General features: G+C 61.6%; 16 protein-coding genes. 11 read left to right on the forward strand and 5 right to left on the reverse strand.

Translation table 11 applies throughout. The features are described from left to right. Positions 1–118: 118 nt before the first annotated feature. The 3 genes from V7773_RS26980 to V7773_RS26990 form a co-directional block, all read right to left on the reverse strand. Positions 119–1,363: a saccharopine dehydrogenase family protein gene (locus V7773_RS26980; RefSeq protein WP_063325102.1), complete on the reverse strand. Its 1,245-nt coding sequence runs from the start codon at positions 1,361–1,363 to the stop codon at positions 119–121. Between the two features lie 25 nt (positions 1,364–1,388). Continuing rightward, entirely contained in the window at positions 1,389–2,486 is a 1,098-nt protein-coding gene (locus V7773_RS26985) for a carboxynorspermidine decarboxylase (RefSeq protein WP_058545429.1), read from the reverse strand. 254 nt (positions 2,487–2,740) lie between these two features. Continuing rightward, on the reverse strand, positions 2,741–3,676 hold the full coding sequence (locus V7773_RS26990; protein WP_092221848.1) for a Ppx/GppA family phosphatase: 936 nt from the start codon (positions 3,674–3,676) through the stop codon (positions 2,741–2,743). A gap of 457 nt (positions 3,677–4,133) precedes the next feature. On the opposite strand from V7773_RS26990, the gene V7773_RS26995 reads away from it, so the two are divergent. From V7773_RS26995 to V7773_RS27020, 6 genes are all read left to right on the forward strand, one after another. Beyond that, positions 4,134–5,753 (forward strand): inorganic phosphate transporter, encoded by a 1,620-nt coding sequence (locus V7773_RS26995; protein ID WP_092412014.1) that lies wholly within the window; start codon positions 4,134–4,136, stop codon positions 5,751–5,753. Between the two features lie 363 nt (positions 5,754–6,116). Then, complete coding sequence (locus tag V7773_RS27000) at positions 6,117–6,968, forward strand: putative selenate ABC transporter substrate-binding protein (RefSeq protein ID WP_014339226.1); 852 nt, start codon at positions 6,117–6,119, stop codon at positions 6,966–6,968. After that, complete coding sequence (locus tag V7773_RS27005) at positions 6,965–7,765, forward strand: phosphonate ABC transporter ATP-binding protein (protein WP_336076160.1); 801 nt, start codon at positions 6,965–6,967, stop codon at positions 7,763–7,765. Before V7773_RS27000 ends, V7773_RS27005 begins: the two co-directional genes overlap by 4 nt. Continuing rightward, positions 7,759–8,586 (forward strand): PhnE/PtxC family ABC transporter permease, encoded by an 828-nt coding sequence (locus V7773_RS27010; RefSeq protein ID WP_063321636.1) that lies wholly within the window; start codon positions 7,759–7,761, stop codon positions 8,584–8,586. Before V7773_RS27005 ends, V7773_RS27010 begins: the two co-directional genes overlap by 7 nt. Next, positions 8,583–9,350, forward strand: a complete 768-nt coding sequence (gene phnE / locus V7773_RS27015; RefSeq protein ID WP_336076161.1) for a phosphonate ABC transporter, permease protein PhnE — start codon at positions 8,583–8,585, stop codon at positions 9,348–9,350. Before V7773_RS27010 ends, phnE begins: the two co-directional genes overlap by 4 nt. Before the next feature lie 186 nt (positions 9,351–9,536). Next, positions 9,537–10,280, forward strand: a complete 744-nt coding sequence (locus V7773_RS27020) for an SDR family NAD(P)-dependent oxidoreductase (protein WP_063321638.1) — start codon at positions 9,537–9,539, stop codon at positions 10,278–10,280. A 228-nt stretch (positions 10,281–10,508) separates the two neighbouring features. Here V7773_RS27020 and V7773_RS27025 read toward each other — a convergent pair whose 3' ends face one another. Next, positions 10,509–11,432: a LysR family transcriptional regulator gene (locus V7773_RS27025; RefSeq protein WP_336076162.1), complete on the reverse strand. Its 924-nt coding sequence runs from the start codon at positions 11,430–11,432 to the stop codon at positions 10,509–10,511. Between the two features lie 113 nt (positions 11,433–11,545). Here V7773_RS27025 and V7773_RS27030 point away from each other — a divergent pair, with 113 nt between their 5' ends. From V7773_RS27030 to yghU, 5 genes are all read left to right on the forward strand, one after another. Continuing rightward, positions 11,546–12,541, forward strand: a complete 996-nt coding sequence (locus V7773_RS27030) for an aldo/keto reductase (protein WP_336076163.1) — start codon at positions 11,546–11,548, stop codon at positions 12,539–12,541. Between the two features lie 122 nt (positions 12,542–12,663). After that, entirely contained in the window at positions 12,664–13,422 is a 759-nt protein-coding gene (locus V7773_RS27035) for a substrate-binding periplasmic protein (protein ID WP_092141951.1), read from the forward strand. A gap of 1 nt (position 13,423) precedes the next feature. Continuing rightward, positions 13,424–14,764 carry a diguanylate cyclase gene (locus V7773_RS27040; RefSeq protein WP_092141954.1) on the forward strand — a complete coding sequence of 447 codons (1,341 nt, stop codon included), beginning with the start codon at positions 13,424–13,426 and terminating at the stop codon, positions 14,762–14,764. A gap of 26 nt (positions 14,765–14,790) precedes the next feature. After that, entirely contained in the window at positions 14,791–15,525 is a 735-nt protein-coding gene (locus tag V7773_RS27045; protein WP_336076164.1) for a substrate-binding periplasmic protein, read from the forward strand. Positions 15,526–15,569: 44 nt separating this feature from the next. Then, the gene (gene yghU, locus V7773_RS27050; protein WP_092461660.1) at positions 15,570–16,409 is read left to right on the forward strand and encodes a glutathione-dependent disulfide-bond oxidoreductase; all 840 of its coding nucleotides are present in this window, start codon (positions 15,570–15,572) and stop codon (positions 16,407–16,409) included. A 25-nt stretch (positions 16,410–16,434) separates the two neighbouring features. Here the strand turns inward: yghU and V7773_RS27055 are convergent, their stop codons facing one another. Beyond that, positions 16,435–17,961: an FAD-dependent monooxygenase gene (locus V7773_RS27055; RefSeq protein ID WP_336076165.1), complete on the reverse strand. Its 1,527-nt coding sequence runs from the start codon at positions 17,959–17,961 to the stop codon at positions 16,435–16,437. Between the last annotated feature and the right edge of the window lie 210 nt (positions 17,962–18,171).

The raw sequence follows: 18,171 nt of genomic DNA on the forward strand, positions 1-18,171 counted from the left end.
CACCAGAGCGTGGGAACGATCAATGTCATAAACGAAAAATGCTCCGTACCTTTCGATACGGAGCATTTCTTCAAGAGTTCCTATCGGGAGAGTCGGAACGGAACCTGCCTGGCGTCCTTCAGGCGTTTTGGTTCCAGGGACGGTCTCCATGCTCGTCCTTGATGCGCGTCGGCAAGCCCATCACATCCAACGCCTCGAGGAACGCCTCGGCAGGCAGCTCCTCGACGTTGACCATGCGCTGCACGTCCCACTCGCCACGGGCCACCAGCAAGGCTGCGGCCACGGGAGGCACACCTGCGGTATAGGAAATACCCTGGCTGTCGGTTTCGGCGTAGGCGTCCTCGTGGTCGGCCACGTTGTAGATGAACATCTCGCGCGGCTGGCCATCCTTGACGCCCTTGACCAGGTCGCCGATGCAGGTCTTGCCGGTGTAGCCCGGCGCCAGCGAACTCGGGTCAGGCAGCACGGCCTTGACCACTTTCAGCGGCACGACTTCCAGGCCTTCGGCGGTCTTGACCGGTTGCTCGGAGAGCAGGCCGAGGTTCCTCAGTACGGTGAACACGTTGATGTAGTGCTCGCCGAAGCTCATCCAGAAACGCACGTTGGGCACGTCGAGGTTCTTCGACAGCGAGTGCACTTCGTCGTGGCCGGTCAGGTACAGGTTCTGCGAACCTACGACCGGCAGGTCGTCGGTGCGCTTGACCTCGAACATGGTGTTGCTGGTCCACTGGCTGTCCTGCCAGCTCCACACCTGTCCGGTAAATTCGCGGAAATTGATTTCCGGGTCGAAATTGGTGGCGAAATATTTGCCATGGGAGCCGGCATTGACGTCGAGAATATCGATCGAATCAATGCGGTCGAAATGCTGTTGCTGCGCCAGTGCCGCATAGGCATTGACCACGCCCGGGTCGAAGCCCACGCCGAGAATGGCGGTGATGTTCTTTTCCTGGCACTCCTGGAGGTGGTTCCACTCGTAGTTGCCGTACCAGGGCGGCGTCTCGCAGACCTTGCCCGGTTCTTCGTGGATGGCGGTGTCCAGGTAGGCCACGCCGGTATCGATGCAGGCACGCAGCACCGACATGTTGAGAAAGGCAGAGCCGACGTTGATGACGATCTGCGACTCGGTTTCGCGAATCAGCGACTTGGTCGCTTCGACATCCAGAGCGTTCAGTGCAAAGGCCTTGATGTCGGCGGGTTGCTTGAGGCTACCCTTGGCCTTGACGCTGTCGATGATGGCCTGGCATTTGGAGATGTTGCGCGACGCGATAGCAATACGACCGAGTTCGTCGTTGTGCTGCGCGCACTTGTGGGCCACCACCTTGGCGACACCTCCTGCACCAATGATAAGTACGTTCTTCTTCAATTTCTTCATTTCTCCTTCCGCCAGCTCAAGACAGGCTGGACAGATAGTCGTCGTAAACAAACTCACGAACCACCTCGACGCTGCCGTCGAGCTGCTTCACTACGATGGACGGCATTTTCAGGCCGTTGAACCAGTTTTTCTTGACCATGGTGTAGCCCGCTGCGTCGATGAACGACAGCCGATCGCCGATGGACAGCGGACGATCGAATTGGTACTCGCCGAAAATGTCTCCGGCCAGGCAGGACTTGCCGCACACCATGTAGGTGTGTTCGCCCTCGCTCGGCGCCAGCTTGGCGTCCAGGCGATAGATCAGCAGATCGAGCATGTGCGCCTCGATGGAGCTGTCCACCACGGCCAGGTGCTTGCCGTTGTAGAGCGTGTCGAGCACGGTAACTTCCAGCGACGCGCTCTGAGTGATCGCGGCCTCGCCCGGCTCCAGGTAGACCTGCACGCCATATTTCTGCGAGAAAGCCTTGAGCCGTGCGCAGAAGGCGTCCAGCGCGTAGCCCTCGCCAGTGAAGTGAATGCCGCCACCGAGGCTGACCCACTCGACCTTATGCAGCAAGTGACCAAAGCGCTCTTCGATAGTGCCCAGCATCTGGTCGAACAAACCGAAATCGCCGTTCTCGCAGTTGTTGTGGAACATGAAGCCGGAGATATGCTCGATGACTTGCTCGATTTTCACCGGATCCCATTCGCCCAAACGGCTGAAGGGGCGCGCCGGGTCGGCCAGCAGGTAATCGGAGCTGCTCACTTGCGGATTGACCCGCAGGCCGCGGACCTTGCCGGCCGACGCCTCGGTGTAGCGCTGCAACTGGCCGATGGAGTTGAAGATGATCTTGTCGCAGTTGGCGAGCATCTCCTCGATCTCATCGTCGGCCCAGGCGACGCTGTAGGCGTGGGTCTCGCCAGCGAACTTCTGCCGGCCGAGCTTGAGCTCATAGAGCGACGACGACGTGGTGCCGTCCATGTACTGCTGCATCAGGTCGAACACCGACCAGGTGGCGAAACACTTGAGCGCCAGCAAGGCCTTAGCCCCGGACTGCTCACGCACATAGGCGATCTTCTGCATGTTCGCCAGCAGCTTTTGTTTGTCGATGAGGTAGTACGGCGTTTTGATCATTTTCGAGGCCTCCGGGCAAGGCGAGCCAAAAAAGGATGCGCATTGTGCCTTCACTGACTGCATATCGAAAGAGCGAAAAGCCCCGTTCACGCAATCATCCTGATCCAGGCCCACGCTTTGCGATCACCGGACGTACCGACTGCCCAGGCGATGAAATGCTGGATGATCTGGTAAAGAAGGGGTCGCCGAAGAGGCGTCGATGCTCGAAATTGAGCCATCGCTGATAGACGGCAATGGGTAACAACCGTCGGTGTTCAGTGCTGATGCATCAGGCCATGCAGCACGCCGAACCTCAGGCCCGGCTCGGAAGCAATCATTTGCGAGATACCGAAGACCTTGAATGCCGCCAGCATGATCGCCAGGCCACCGGGCAGGATGCCCAGGCGATGGCTTTGCAAGCCCGCCAGGCTGAGCTGGTCGACATGGCCGACTTCCAGCAACCGCAGCGACAGACGCAACAATCCACCGTAGGTAATGCCGCCTTGCCCAACATCGTTGAAACCATTGGCCTTGAGCACTTTGGCCAACATCCGCGCCGTACCGGAAGAACCGATTGCCTGCTGCCAGCCCTGGGCGCGATAACCCGCCGCGACTTGTTCAAACTGCAGGACCGCCACCCGCTCAGCCTCCAACAGCGCCTGGGCGGTGATGCTTCCGCCCCGAAAGTAACGCGCACCAAAGGTGCCACTGCCGATGGCGATGCTTTCCGTCAGCAGCGGTTGAGCGCCCTGCCCCAGAATCAGTTCGGTCGAGCCACCGCCGATGTCCACCACCAGCCGCGTGCGCTCGACACCGGGCACGGTATGGGCAACACCGGCATACACCAGCCGGGCTTCTTCATGCCCGGACAGCACGTCGATCCGAAACCCCAGGTGCCGCTCGGCACTGGCCAGGAACAACTGGGCATTCGCCGCTTCGCGCACGGCACTGGTCGCCACCGCCCGCACCCTTGCGGCTTCAAAGCCACGCAGTTTCTTGCCAAATCGGGCGAGCGCCTGCCAGCCCCGATCCAGCGCCAGCTCGTCCAACGCCCCGGCCTGCAGGCCCTCGGCCAATCGGACCGGCTCACGCAGGGTTTTCACTTCCTGGATCACCAGGCGTCGATTGCGCTTGACCGACTGGCCGATCATCAAGCGGAAGGCGTTAGAGCCCAAGTCAATGGCCGCGAACAGGGGGGCGTCGCCTTTCATAGCGGTGTTCCTTGCTTCATCAGCCAGCAGGCACAGGCGCTGCCGGACTTCCCACGATGGTTTGCGAAGATCCTGCCATAGCTTCGATGACACCTGGATGACACACCTTGCACGTTGCCATGCAAGCAGACGCTTGTTGGGGAAACTCCGGGCGCCCCTTGCGCGGTCGAGCGCAATCGATAACCCCAATCTTGCCGACATCCCCTTGGGAAAAACGTTTTAGCCAGGGGAAAGAGCGTGAAGCACAGATGTCAGTCACCGCCATGTAACAAATTGCAACTAGCGTGGATGAAGCGGTGCGATTGCCGGCCATCGAACTGCCACAGCGGGACGACAAGAAGATGCTTGCGCAGTCCGAAGCCACCGACGCGTATCGTGCCCCGGGACTTTCACAGCCCGCCAGGGATGCCCGGCACCGAGCCTTACAACCCCACTGCTCACCGAATCGGATTTCATCATGACAAACCAGACCCTGGTCATGGACTCATCGAGTTCCATCGCCCCCAGTTCAAGACCGCAGCTCAACCACAAGCCGAGTGTAATCACCCTGGTGGTGTTTTTCGCCGTGCTGGGCTGCGGCTTGCTGTTTACCGCCTACAGCCTGATGCACGACATGAACGAACTGGGCACCGTGGTGACCACCTGGACACCGTTCCTGCTGTTGGGCGTGGCGCTGCTGATTGCCCTTGGCTTCGAATTCGTCAACGGTTTCCACGACACCGCCAACGCCGTGGCCACCGTCATTTATACCAACTCCATGGCGCCGAACTTCGCCGTGGCCTGGTCGGGCTTCTTCAACTTCCTCGGGGTGCTGCTCTCCAGCGGCGCCGTGGCCTTCGGCATCATCGCCCTGCTGCCGGTGGAACTGATCCTGCAAGTCGGTTCCTCTGCCGGCTTCGCCATGATCTTCGCCCTGCTGATCGCCGCCATCCTGTGGAACCTGGGCACCTGGTGGCTGGGCTTGCCGGCGTCGTCGTCCCACACGCTGATCGGCTCGATCATCGGCGTGGGCGTCGCCAATGCCCTGATGCACGGGCGTGACGGCACCAGCGGTGTGGACTGGGCCCAAGCGACCAAGATTGGCTATGCGTTGCTGCTGTCGCCGCTAGTGGGTTTCGGTTGCGCTGCCTTGCTGCTGCTGGCGCTGCGGGCCTTCGTCAAGAACCGCTCGCTGTACAAGGCCCCGGAAGGCAATACTCCGCCGCCCTGGTGGATACGCGGCATGCTGATCCTGACCTGCACCGGCGTGTCATTCGCCCACGGCTCCAACGACGGTCAGAAAGGCATGGGCCTGATCATGCTGATTCTGGTCGGCACCCTGCCGATGGCGTATGCGCTGAACCGCACCATGCCGGCCGACCAGGCACTGCAATTCGCCGCCGTGGCGCAAGTCACCCAGCAAGCCCTGGTCAAGCACTCGCCGCTGCCGGCCCCGGAAAATCCGCGAGCGATCCTTTCCACCTACGTGGGCAGCAAGGAGGCGACGCCGCAATTGGTTCCGGCCCTGGCTGCGATGACCGGCAGCATTGGCGCCGAGGTCAAGGGTTACGGCTCGCTGGCCAGGGTCCCCGCCGAAGCCGTGGGCAACGTGCGCAACGACATGTACCTGACCAGCGAAACCATTCGCCTGATGGACAAGAACAAGGTCGGCAACTTCGACGCCGACACCAGCGCCCAGCTGCAATTGTTCAAACAGCAGATCGACAATTCCACGCGGTTCATTCCACTGTGGGTGAAAATCGCCGTGGCCATCGCCCTCGGCCTGGGCACCATGGTCGGCTGGAAGCGCATTGTGGTGACGGTGGGTGAGAAAATCGGCAAGTCCCACCTGACCTACGCCCAAGGTGCCTCGGCCGAAACCGTCGCCATGCTGACCATCGGCGCCGCCGACATGTTCGGTTTGCCAGTGTCCACGACCCATGTGTTGTCCTCCGGCGTGGCCGGCACCATGGTCGCCAACGGCTCGGGCTTGCAGATGCGCACCATTCGCAACCTGGTGATGGCCTGGGTACTGACGCTGCCTGCTGCCATCCTCCTTTCCGGCAGCCTCTACTGGTTGTTCACCAAGCTGTTCTGACCTCTCATTCGCCGAGGCCTCACCCGACGAGGCCCCGGTTCTCCCGCCCGCCTCCCCCCTGTGGGGCGAGCTTGCTCGCGATAGCGTCAACCCAGACAACCCAGAACCTGTGGCGAGGGAGCTTGCTCCCGCTCGGCTGCGCAGCAGTCGCAAAACCAGACAATGCGGTCTGCCTGTCAGCATGCTGGGGCCTGCTGCGCAGGCCAGCGGGAGCAAGCTCCCTCGCCACGGGGGAATGAGTGAGTTCAAGGCCAGAAACGGTTAATATCGCTCTCCTTCGTCTACCCTCACAGAGCGGCGTACCGCCATCCCCGTGGGCGTGATGCTTCACCCTTCCTTGCCTTCATGTACCGGAGATCCTCCATGCTCAAGCGTTCCCTGGCATTGGCCGTCGGCGTTGCCCTGTCTTTTAGCAGCCTGCTGACCCAGGCCGCTGACACCTTGAAAGTCAGTGCGATTCCCGATGAGGCCCCGACCGAGCTGCTGCGCAAGTTCAAGCCGCTGGGTGCCTATCTGGAACAGCAAACCGGCATGAAAGTCGAGTTCGTACCCGTCAGCGACTACCCCGCCGTGGTCGAAGCGCTGGCCACCGACCGCATCGACATGGCCTGGCTGGGCGGCTTCACCTTCGTGCAGGCACGCCTGAAAACCGGCAATGCCATTCCCCTGGTCCAGCGCGAACAGGACGCCCAGTTCACCAGTAAATTCATCACCGCCGATCCGGCCGTCAAATCCCTCGCCGACCTCAAGGGCAAGACCTTTGCCTTCGGCTCGGTGTCGTCGACGTCCGGTAGCCTCATGCCGCGCTATTTCATGCTCAAGGACGGCATCAAGCCTGAAAGCTACTTCAGTCGCGTGGGCTACTCGGGCGCCCATGACGCCACCGTCGCCTGGGTCCAGGCCGGCAAAGTGGACGCCGGGGTACTGAACGCCAGTGTCTGGGAAAAACTGGTTGCTGCCGGCAAGGTCGACACGACCAAGGTCAAGGTCTTCGCCACCACCCCTGCCTACTTCGACTACAACTGGACGGTGCGCGGTACCCTCGACCCCGCGTTGGCGGCCAAGATAAAGGCAGCCTTCCTGGCACTCGATCCGGCCAACCCGAAGGACAAGGAAATCCTCGATCTGCAAGCCGCCAGTCGCTTCATCGAAACCAAGCCTGAGAACTACAAGGGCATCGAGGAAGCCGCACGCGCCGCCGAACTGCTCAAATGACCCTGCAACTGACCCAGGTCAGCGTTACCCATGCCAACGGCGTCCAGGCGCTGCGGGGCATTGACCTGCACATCGGCGCCGGTGAGCAGGTCGCCATCATCGGCCCGTCCGGCGCGGGCAAGTCGAGCCTGCTCAACCTGCTGGCCACCGCCCTGCGCCCGGGTAACGGCGAGCTGCAGTTGCTCGGCGAACGCGCCTGGCAGCTGTCTGCCCGCCAGCGTCAACGCCTGCGCGCACGCATCGGCCTGATCCACCAATCGCCCCCTCTGCCGCCGCGCCAACGTGTGGTCACGGCAGTCCTGGCCGGAAAGCTCGGTCAGTGGAGCATCGGCAAAAGCCTGTTGAACCTGTTGCACCCGCTGGATATTCCAGGTGCCAGGGCGGCATTGGCCCAGTTGGACCTGGGCGACAAACTGTTCGCGCAATGCCAGCAGCTGTCCGGCGGCCAACTGCAACGCGTGGGCATTGCCCGGGTGTTGTACCAGGCACCGGAGGTGTTGCTGGCCGACGAACCGGTTTCGGCCATGGACCCGGTATTGGCCGAGCACACGCTTTCGGTGCTGTGCCGCCACGCCCGGGAACACAACGTCACCCTGGTCGCCAGTCTGCATGCGGTGGAACTGGCCTTGGCGCACTTTTCCCGGGTCATTGGCCTGCGGGACGGGCAGATCCTGTTCGACCTGCCAACCGAGGCGGTCGACCGTCCGTTGCTCGACACGCTCTACGCCAACGAACAACTGCAGTCTTCACCAACAACGCCCCACGCGTCCTTGAGTGTGCAGATTCCCCGATGCTGACCCGCGATACCCGAGACCCCGCCACCCGCCCGCGCCTGCTGCTCAGTCTGCTCGCCCTGGTGTTGCTGTGGCCGGGCATCCAATTCAGCGAACTGGACCTCGGCGTGCTGCTCAAGAGCGACAGCCAGAGCGAAATGGGCCGGTTCGTAGCGGCGTTCTGGCCGCCCGCCCATGGCGATGAATTCGTTGAACTGCTGTGGCAGGCCACCTTGCAGACGCTGGCGATCGCCACGGCCGGCATGGCCTTGGCGCTGCTGTTGGCGGTGCCCGCGAGCCTGCTGGCCAGCCGCGCCCTGTCGCTGTCTGCAGCCTCCCGCGCCGGCCATCCGGGCTATTGGGGCCAACTGCTGCGCTGGCCGGTACGCGGCTTGTTGATCTTCTTGCGCAGCGTCCCGGAAATCGTCTGGGCCTTGCTCTTCGTCCGTGCTGTCGGCCTCGGCCCAACGGCCGGCGTACTGGCGATCGCCATTACCTACAGCGGCATGCTGGGCAAGGTCTACGCGGAAATCTACGAGTCGGTCGACCAGCGTCCGGCCCACGCGCTCTTGCAATCTGGCAGCAGCCGGCTCGCCGCTTTCAGCTACGGGATCCTGCCCAATGTCGCGGCGGAACTGTTGTCGTACACGGTGTATCGCTGGGAATGCGCCATCCGCGCCTCGGTAGTGATGGGCTTCGTCGGTGCCGGAGGGCTGGGCCAGCAAATGGACCTGTCACTGCGAATGTTCGCCGGCGGTGAAGTCGCCAGCCTGCTGCTGACGTTCCTGGTGCTGGTGCTGCTCGCCGATCAACTCAGCCGCCTGCTGCGCTGGAGGTTGGCATGAATCGCCTGATCAACGCGGTCATTGTCCTGGGCATCGTTGCGGCAGTCATTGCCTCGTTCGTCTACCTGGGCATCGACTTGGGCGAACTCGGCGACAGCGGCAACCTGCACCAGATGGGCGCTTATGCGCAGCGCTTTCTCAGCCCGGACCTGAGCCTGGGCCACCTGAAAGCCATCGGTCACGGTGCCTTGGAAACCCTGGCCATGTCCGCCCTCGGCACCCTGCTCGCGGCGGTGTTCGGCCTGCTATTGGCCCTGCCTGCGGCCGGGCGCTTCGGCTGGCCCCTGCAGAGTGCTTCGCGGCTGGTGCTCAATGCCTTGCGCGCGGTTCCGGAACTGGTGTGGGCGGCGCTGATGGTCCTGGCCGCCGGGCTCGGCCCCAATGCCGGCACCCTGGCCTTGGCCCTGCACACCACCGGCGTGCTCGGCCGGCTGTTCGCCGAAGCCCTGGAAAATACCCCTTCGGAACCTGCCGACGCCATCCGCCTGCAAGGTGGCAATGCGGTATTGGCGTTCTGCTACGGCACATTGCCCAACCTCCTGCCCCAGCTACTGGCGTATGTCCTGTACCGCTGGGAAAACAATATCCGCATGGCCAGCGTGCTCGGCTTTGTCGGTGCCGGAGGGCTTGGGCAAATGCTCTATGTCAGCCTCAGCCTGTTCCAGGAGGCCCAAGGCAGTACGGTGATTCTGGCGATGCTGTTGCTGGTTCTGGCGGTCGATACGTTGAGCGGTTGGAGTCGCCAGCGTTGGGTAAAGGCTTGATGGCTGTGCACAACGACGAATATGGAATTGGTCATAAAGACCAAGAATCAGGTCTTTATGACCACGACGCATCCGAGTCAAAATAACCCAACAAACACCAACCCATTGACTGGCAAGGCATTATTAATTGGCACACTTCCTGATCAGGTCTTCTGCCCCTTTTGGCGAACCTAGGAAGAAAGCCACATGAGTAATGAATTCAAACCTGGTCTTAGCGTAGTCACCGGTGCCAGTTCGGGTATTGGCCTGGCCGTCACCCAACGTTTGCTGGAGCACGGCTCCAACGTGATCGCGATGTCGCGACAAATCGGTGGCCTCGGCGAACTGGTCGAGCGGTTTGGCGACAGGCTGTCCTGGCTGCCCGGCGACGTGACACAGGCGACCGACCAGGCCAGGCTGGCACAACTGGCCACTTCCATCGGCCCGGTGGATTGCCTGGTACCCAATGCGGGAATCGCGCAACTGGCCGACGGCCTGGACCTGGCCGCTTTCGACAGGCAATGGGCCGTCAATGGCGCGGGCGCTCTCAATACCCTGAGCAGCCTGCGCGAGCACCTGGCAGCCGAGGCGTCCGTGGTGTTCATCGGCACGTTCCTCGAACAGGTCACCTTCCCGGGGTTGGCCGCGTACATTGCATCGAAAGCGGCCTTGCGCGCGCAGATGCGCACCCTGGCCGTTGAACTGGCGCCTCTTGGCGTTCGTCTCAACATGGTTTCGCCGGGGCCTACCGCCACACCGATCTGGGGCACCCTGGGCCTCGATGCAGAGGCTCTGGGTTCAGTGGCCAGCGCCGTCAACCAGCGCCTGCTGAACGGGCAATTCCTCGAACCCGGAGCCGTGGCAGATGTCATCCTGTTCCAATTGAGCCAGGGTGCACGAGGCGTGTATGGTCAGGACTGGGTGGTGGACAGCGGCTATACCTTGCGTTGATTGCGGCGAGTCCTGACTAGAAGAGACAGTATGTTTGGCTGAGCATGTAACCCTGTGGGAGCTTGCTCGCGATAGGGTCAGGTCAGTTAGCATCAATGTCGGCTGGGTCGCCGTCATCGCGAGCAAGCTCCCACAGATCATTCTTTCATGCCGAGCGGTGGGGGGGGGGGGGGGGTTTCCCCCCCCCCCCACAAGGGGTCGGTCCTCCCCAAAGGGTTCGGCATTACCTTACGCCCTCTCCATCAACGCCCGTTGCCCATCCGCCTCTCCCTGCAGCAACTCAACCACCCAATCGATAAACACCCGAACCCTGGGTGACAGCTGTCGGTGCGGCGGGTACACCGCTGAGATCGGCCACGTCGGCACGCCGTACTCGCTCAATACTTCGACCAGGCCGCCCTCGGCCAACTGCCGTTGCACGTGGTAACGCGGCACCTGGATCAAGCCGAATCCCGCTTCACAGGCCGTTACATAAGCGTCGGCGTTATTGACGGTCAACTCACTCGGCAATTGCATTTCGCGCACCCGCCCCGCCACTTCGAATTCGAACGGGAAGAACCGTCCATTGCCAGAGGCAAAGCCGATGACCTGGTGCGCCGGCAAATCCTCCAACCGGCGAGGCGTGCCGGCGCGAGCGAGGTAGTCGGGGCTGGCGCAGGTCAGCTGATGCAGCCGCACGATGGGGCGCGCGACCAACCCTTGATCAAGGATAGTGCCGGCGCGGATCGCACAATCCACGCCCTCGCGCTGCAGATGGACCTGGCGGTCATGGAAACCGATGTCCAGTTGCAACGCCGGGTAGCGCCGGTAGAAATCCGCCAGGCGCGGCACGATCCAGGTGCAACCAAAGGCAATGGGCATGTCCACCTTCAAGGTGCCGCGCGGCTGGCTCCGTTGCACCGACAGCGAACTTTCCAGGTCATCGAGGTCGTCCAGCAACTGGCCGCTGCGCTGGTAATACGCTTGCCCGTCGAGCGTTGCGCGCACCTGCCGGGTGGTGCGTTGCAACAGTTGCACGCCCAGATGGGCTTCCAACTGCTGGATCAGCAGGCTGACGGTGGCCCGGGGCAGTCCAAGGTCATCGGCCGCCTTGCCGAAACCGCCCAGTTCAACGATGCGCCGGAACACCTGCATGGCCTGTAATCGGTCCAATCTCACGCCTCACTATTTAGATATCACGAATAGTTAAACCAATAATCGTGGATTTATCCAGGAAACCCCTTGATAGAGACTGCACAGGTCGTTCATTTCCAGGAGCTATCAACATGAAAACTCGCCAACTCGGCCATCACGGCCCTCACGTTTCCTCCATCGGCCTGGGCTGCATGGGCATGTCGGATTTCTACACCACGGGCGTGGACGAGCGCGAAGCGATTGCCACGCTGCACCGCGCCGTGGAGTTGGGCGTGACGCTGTTTGACACCGCCGACATGTACGGGCCGCATACCAACGAAGAACTGCTCGGACGGGCCCTGCGTGGCAAGCGTGAAAACCTGTACCTGGCGAGCAAGTTCGGCCTGGTGCGCAGCAGCGATCCCCATGCCCGCGGCGTCAATGGTCGCCCCGACTACGTCCGGCAATCTGTCGATGGCAGCCTCAAGCGTCTCGATACCGATTACCTCGACCTCTATTACCAGCACCGCATCGATCCTGAAGTGCCCGTCGAAGAAACCATCGGCGCCATGGCCGAGCTGGTCAAGGCCGGCAAGGTCCGCCACATCGGGATCTCCGAAGCCAGTGTCGAGACCATCCAGCGAGCCCACGCCGTGCATCCCCTGGCAGCGGTCCAAAGCGAATACTCGCTGTGGTCCCGTGACCCCGAACCCAATGGCGTGCTCGATACGTGCCGACGCCTGGGCATTGCATTCGTCGCCTACAGCCCCTTGGGCCGGGGCTTTTTGACCGGCGAGCTGAAATCACCGGAGGACTTCGCCGCCGATGACTATCGCCGCTTCAACCCACGCTTCCAGGCCGACAACTTCAATCGCAACCTGGTGCTGGTAGAGCAGGTCAAGGCATTGGCCTTGGACAAGGGCATCAGCGCTGCGCAATTGGCCTTGGCCTGGGTATTGGCCCAGGGTGACCATGTCATCCCGATCCCGGGCACCAAGCAACGCAAGTACCTGGAAAGCAACGTGGCAGCGACTTCGGTGGTGTTGAGCGCTGGTGAATTGGCCCGGTTGGATGGGATTTTCGCAGGCGAAGGTGCCGTGGCGGGCGACCGATACCAGGCGCACACAATGACGTTGTTGAACGGTTGATCCTTCGGCTGGGCTGGCGGTTTCGACAGACCGGATTCAAGCAGGCGCCAGCCCAGCCGATAACCCTATCAATAATAGCTCCCAGACCTCCGGGCTCTGCCAGTTGCATAGGGTAATGATCAATGGGTTTGCCGCTGAATCGCCTGCTAGTGTGGGGCGTCCTGATGTTCCTCACTGCAAGTGTTTGTGCGGCAGAGGCGCCGCTGCGCATCGTGACCGAGGAACTACCGCCCTACAACATGACGCAGAACGGCCGAATGACCGGCATGAGCACCGAGGTGGTCCAGGCCGTGCTCAAGGAGGTCGGCATGGACGCGCCTATCCATTCCATGCCGTGGGCCCGGGCCTACGAACTGGCGCTCAATGAAAGCAACGTGTTGATCTACTCGATCGTCCGCACGCCTGCACGCGAATCGCTTTTCCAGTGGGTCGGCAGCATCGGCCCGACGCAGTGGTACATCTACTCGCTGGCGGACCGGCCGGTGAAACTCGACTCGCTGGCCGATGCCCATGGGCACCAGATCGCCACGGTCAATCAGGACGTGGGTGAGCAATACCTGGTATCGAAGGGTTTTCGCATCGGTGAAGAACTGCAGTCGAGCACCAAGTACGAACACAACTACCGCAAGCTCAAGGTCGATCACGTGGAGTTGTGGATTTCCAATGAGCTCAACGCGCTGTACCTGACGCGCCAGAATGGCGAAGACCCGGACAAGTTGCTGATCCGTTCGCTGGCGCTGCCCGAGCTAAGCAGCGCCGACGGCTTGAGCATGGCGTTCAGCCGCAATACGCCTGCCGATACGGTGGCGAAATTCCGGGCGGGCCTGGAGACCATCCGGCGCAATGGCGTCTACGATGCCATCCTGCGCAAATGGTTATGACATGGATGCCAATTTTCGTACGGCCTCCTCACAACCACAGACCAAGGCGTTCAGCTCCCTGGGACGCCGCCTGGTACTGGCAACGCTGTTGTTCTGCCTGCTTTTTACCCTGGTGATGGTCACCTGGCGTACCTGGATGGCCTGGGAAAACAACCTGGCGGAAATGAATTCGGAGCTGGCCCTGATCGACCAAGTGTTCCAGAACACCCTGGCCCATGCCATTTGGGAACTGGACCGTGAATCCCTCGACCAGCAAATCGCCAGCGTCGCCATGGCGGCGCCCGTGGGACGCCTGGTGTTGAACATCCTGCGCCCCGGGCAAGCGCCTGAAGTCATCGAACTCAATCGATACCCCGTCGCTCAATCGGGCGTGGTGCCGGTGCTGCATCGCCAACTCATCGCACAGCCCTACGCCGGGGCCCATGAAAAAGTCGGCGAGCTGACCATCGAAGGCGACAATAACCTGCTGTGGGAGCGCCTCTGGGGCGAGGCACGCAGCATCGTCATCACCCAGCTCATCCAGTCCTTGCTGCTGGCCGGGTTGATCATGACCGTGTTCAACCGCCTGGTGACCGTGCATGTGGTGCACATCGCCCGGCACCTGGGCGAACTGGCGCCGCAAACCCTCAAGCGTCACCTCAAGCTGCAACGGGCGGTGCGGCGCCAAGACGAGCTGAGCCTGCTCGAATGCCAGGTCAATACCCTCCAGGACAACCTGCGCGCCCATTTGGAGCGCCAACATTCAGACGAACTGGCGCTTGCCGCCAGCCGCGACCAAATGGCCGAACTGGTCGAGGCCCGCACCGCAGAATTGAAGGCGGCCAACCAGGCCCTCGAAGCACTGTCACGTCACGATGATTTGACGGGGCTGGCCAACCGTCGCTATTTCGACGAGTTGAAGGAGATCGAGTTTCGCCGGGCGATCCGCCACAAGACCCCGCTGGCGGTGCTCATGTGCGATGTCGATTTCTTCAAGATCTACAACGACACCTACGGCCACATGCAGGGCGACTTGTGCTTGAAAGAGATCGCCGAGACCCTGCGCAGCGTGTTCGGCCGCTCTGGCGAACTGACTGCGCGCGTGGGTGGCGAAGAGTTCGTCGTGGTCCTGCCCAACATCGACGCCGCCCAGGCCTGCGAGGCCGCCCAACGTTTGCGTGCAAGCCTGGCGGAACGTGAACTGCCCCACAGCGGTTCCAAGGTATCGCCGTTTGTCACCGTAAGCATCGGCGTCGCCGAGCTGGACCCGGAGACCATGGACCATTTCGATCAACTGCTGCAACGCGCCGACCAGGCGCTGTACCGGGCCAAACATAAGGGGCGCGATTGCATCGCCCTGTGAACCATCACGTGTCATGAGGTCTGTATATGCACCACCGCCTAATGCTCTGCTCGTGCCTGCTACTCACCTCGATCAGCCTGCAAAGCCACGCCGAGGCGATCGAAGTCGTGACCGAAGATTCGCTCTATGCCTACCAGCGTGACGACAAGGTCGTCGGACCGGGCATTCGCATCGCCGAACAAACGCTGAAAAACGCGCAGCTCACCGACTACAGCCTGTCGCTGTACCCGTGGGCCCGGGCCTACGAAAAGGCGCTGCACGAGCCTAACGTATTGATTTTCCCGCTGGACCGCACCCCGGCCCGCGAGCAGCTATTCAAATGGGTCGGTGAAATACATCGGGTGGCGAGCCGGCTCTACAAGATGCGCGACAGTGAAGGCATCGCCGTCAACAACCTCGAGGATGCCAAGCAGTACAGCATCGGTGTGGTGCGAAATGACGCCAAGCAGATTTACCTGCAACAGCGTGGGTTTACCCGGCTGGTCATCTCGGCCAACAACCACGACAACTTTCAAAAGCTGCTGAATCACCAGATCCAACTGCTGCCAATGCCGGAGAACACCGCGCGCCTGATGAGCAAGGATGCCCAAGTGGATTTCACTTCCCTGCAAGAGGTCTATACCCTCGACGAGCAACCCCACAGGGTCCACCTGGCGTTCAGCCTGAGCACACCTGACGAAGTCGTCGCCAGGGCCCAGCGCGCTTTCGAGCAGCTCAAGGCTTCCGGTGAAGTAGCGCGGATCATGAACGAACAGCGGTAGACTCTGGGGGATCACATCACAAGCAAACGATGAGGTATGTCCCGATGAGCCAAGCGTCCTACGTTCCGCCCAAGGTCTGGAAAAACGACGCCCCGTCTGGCGGCCAGTTCGCCAGCATCAACCGCCCTATCGCCGGGCCGACTCACGAAAAAACCTTGCCGATTGGTAAACACCCGTTGCAGCTGTATTCCCTGGCCACGCCCAATGGCGTGAAGGTGACCATCCTGCTGGAGGAACTGCTGGCGTTGGGTCATACGGGTGCGGAATACGACGCCTGGCTGATCAGCATCAGCGAAGGTGACCAGTTCTCCAGCGGTTTTGTCGAGGTCAACCCCAACTCCAAGATCCCGGCCCTGCTGGACCGCAGCGTGGAACCCGCCATTCGGGTATTCGAATCCGGCTCGATCCTGCTGTACCTGGCGGAAAAATTCGGCGCCTTCCTGCCCACCGATCCGGCGGGCCGCACCGAAACACTGAACTGGCTGTTCTGGCAGATGGGCTCTGCCCCGTACCTGGGTGGCGGCTTCGGGCATTTCTACGCCTATGCGCCGGAGAAACTCGAATACCCGATCAATCGCTTCACCATGGAGGCCAAGCGTCAACTCGACGTGCTGGATCGCCGCCTCGGCGAAAGCCAATACCTGGGAGGCGATGACTACACCATTGCCGACATCGCGGTCTGGCCCTGGTATGGCCAACTGGTGCGCAACAACGTGTACGGCGCCGCCGAATTCCTGAGTGCTCACGAATACACCCATGTGCAGCGCTGGGCAGAGGCGATTGCCAAACGACCGGCCGTCCTGCGCGGGCAGCGGGTCAACCGCACGTGGGGTGACGAAGCGAGCCAGGTGCCGGAGCGGCATGAGGCTGCGGATCTGGGCTAAGGGCCAATCGCCACACCTGACGCGCTCAAGCCGGCAGCGTCAGGCCCCGGTCGCTGAAATACCGGCTCAACGTTGCCGCAGACGCTTGGGGATCCGCCAGGGCGACGTAGGTGTCGGGACGCAGCAGATAGGCGGCGTCCCGACACAGCCCGGCTTTATGATGCTCATCCTGCCAGGTGAACGTGTGCAGAGGGATCCGCTGCTGGCTGCTCCAGGCTTTCAGGTCCGCCCGGGCCTCGCCGTAGACGTGCACCTGCCAGCCGATGGATGCAAGCGGTTCGTAGTTATCGGCGCCCGGCACCGGTACCCAGGGCAAACGGTCACCGCCCAGTACGTCACCGGCCTTGCCGACACTCAACGGGCTCTCGTGATAATTCAAGGTGGTTTGGGACACCATCCGGAACAGGTACTCACGCACGTTCTCGCTTTTGTAGGCAACACTCGCAAAAAGCGGTGCGATGCGCGTGCGCACGAAGTCGGCAAAATTGCCTTGGGCGGTTGCAAAGGTGAACAGCCGGTCCGTCGTTTCCACAAGCTTTTGCGCAAACGCCTGGCGTTCGACCTGATAGCTGTCGAGTAACGCGTCTGGCGCCTGTCCCTTCACGACCGCCGCCAGTTTCCAAGCCAGATTGATCGCGTCGAGGATGCCTGTGTTCATGCCTTGTCCACCGGCCGGGCTGTGGACGTGCGCAGCGTCTCCCAGCAAAAACGCCCTGCCCCAGCGGAACTGATCCGTGACGCGATGATGGACCCGGTAGGTGGAAAACCAATTCACGCCATTGATCCTGATGTTCAGACCGTTGATCGCGTCATGGCCAACGTCCTCGAACGTCAGCGTCTCTGGACGTTCCGCGCGCTCGTCACGAACCGTACCGATCAGGCGATATTGGCCAGTTTCGCCATAGAAAAACGCCAACACGAATTCGGATTTATCAAAAGCGATATGGGCCTCATCCGCAGGCTCGAAACCGCTGGCAGACACGTCCGCCACGTAGAACAGCTGCTTATAGGTGCCGCCCTCGAAGCCGCTTCCCACCTGATGACGCACGAGCGAACGCGCGCCATCGCAGCCTGCGAGGTAAGCAGTCGTCAGCGTTTCTTCGCGGCCATCGACGTGTTTCAAGCGTGCGATAACGTAGTCGCCAGGGTCCTCGAAGGACAGCAGTTCGGTCTGCCGCTCGACTTCGACGCCCAGGGACTGAAGCTGTTCGACCAACAACCGCTCGTGACGATCCTGGGGGTATATGAGGACAAAAGGATAAGGCGATACATCCCCGCCAGCCTCCACCAGAGGAATCCGCGCCTTGCGTTTGCCCCGGGCCCACATGTTCATGGCCGGGGTCTTGTACCCCGCTCCGATAACCGCATCGGCCATGCCGAGCTGGCGATACAGCTCAAGTGTGCGGGCCTGGACGGCCATGGCACGCGAGGTTTCCCCCGGCCCGCTGCTCTTGTCGACGATCCTGACAGCAAGCCCCTGCCGGGTGAGCCACAAAGCCAGGACCAATCCCGTAGGACCGGCTCCCACAATGAGAATGTCCGTTTTCGCCATGTTCATGCCTCTGGAGAAGTGATGACTCTGGAGGCACTTAATGATGGTAGAGGAAGGCCGAATGTCAACGAACGAGCGGCGTGCGAGCTGACTGCTGGGGTTCTGTGGTTACTGTGGGAGCGGGCTTGGTCGCGAAAGCGGTGGATCAGCCTGCACCGATGCTGAATATGCCGACGTCATCGCGAGCAAGCTCCCACCAGCTTGTCATCA

This window comes from Pseudomonas sp. 3JA (genome assembly GCF_036961705.1).
Classification (GTDB): domain Bacteria; phylum Pseudomonadota; class Gammaproteobacteria; order Pseudomonadales; family Pseudomonadaceae; genus Aquipseudomonas; species Aquipseudomonas fluorescens_Q.

What these genes read in the sequence shown, in the direction of transcription:
- V7773_RS26985 (WP_058545429.1), bottom strand. Translation starts at nt 2,486, where the DNA reads ATGATCAAAACGCCGTACTACCTCATCGACAAACAAAAGCTGCTGGCG.
- V7773_RS26990 (WP_092221848.1), bottom strand. Translation starts at nt 3,676, where the DNA reads ATGAAAGGCGACGCCCCCCTGTTCGCGGCCATTGACTTGGGCTCTAAC.
- V7773_RS26995 (WP_092412014.1), top strand. Translation starts at nt 4,134, where the DNA reads ATGACAAACCAGACCCTGGTCATGGACTCATCGAGTTCCATCGCCCCC.
- V7773_RS27000 (WP_014339226.1), top strand. Translation starts at nt 6,117, where the DNA reads ATGCTCAAGCGTTCCCTGGCATTGGCCGTCGGCGTTGCCCTGTCTTTT.
- V7773_RS27005 (WP_336076160.1), top strand. Translation starts at nt 6,965, where the DNA reads ATGACCCTGCAACTGACCCAGGTCAGCGTTACCCATGCCAACGGCGTC.
- V7773_RS27010 (WP_063321636.1), top strand. Translation starts at nt 7,759, where the DNA reads ATGCTGACCCGCGATACCCGAGACCCCGCCACCCGCCCGCGCCTGCTG.
- phnE (WP_336076161.1), top strand. Translation starts at nt 8,583, where the DNA reads ATGAATCGCCTGATCAACGCGGTCATTGTCCTGGGCATCGTTGCGGCA.
- V7773_RS27020 (WP_063321638.1), top strand. Translation starts at nt 9,537, where the DNA reads ATGAGTAATGAATTCAAACCTGGTCTTAGCGTAGTCACCGGTGCCAGT.
- V7773_RS27030 (WP_336076163.1), top strand. Translation starts at nt 11,546, where the DNA reads ATGAAAACTCGCCAACTCGGCCATCACGGCCCTCACGTTTCCTCCATC.
- V7773_RS27035 (WP_092141951.1), top strand. Translation starts at nt 12,664, where the DNA reads ATGGGTTTGCCGCTGAATCGCCTGCTAGTGTGGGGCGTCCTGATGTTC.
- V7773_RS27040 (WP_092141954.1), top strand. Translation starts at nt 13,424, where the DNA reads ATGGATGCCAATTTTCGTACGGCCTCCTCACAACCACAGACCAAGGCG.
- V7773_RS27045 (WP_336076164.1), top strand. Translation starts at nt 14,791, where the DNA reads ATGCACCACCGCCTAATGCTCTGCTCGTGCCTGCTACTCACCTCGATC.
- yghU (WP_092461660.1), top strand. Translation starts at nt 15,570, where the DNA reads ATGAGCCAAGCGTCCTACGTTCCGCCCAAGGTCTGGAAAAACGACGCC.
- V7773_RS27055 (WP_336076165.1), bottom strand. Translation starts at nt 17,961, where the DNA reads ATGGCGAAAACGGACATTCTCATTGTGGGAGCCGGTCCTACGGGATTG.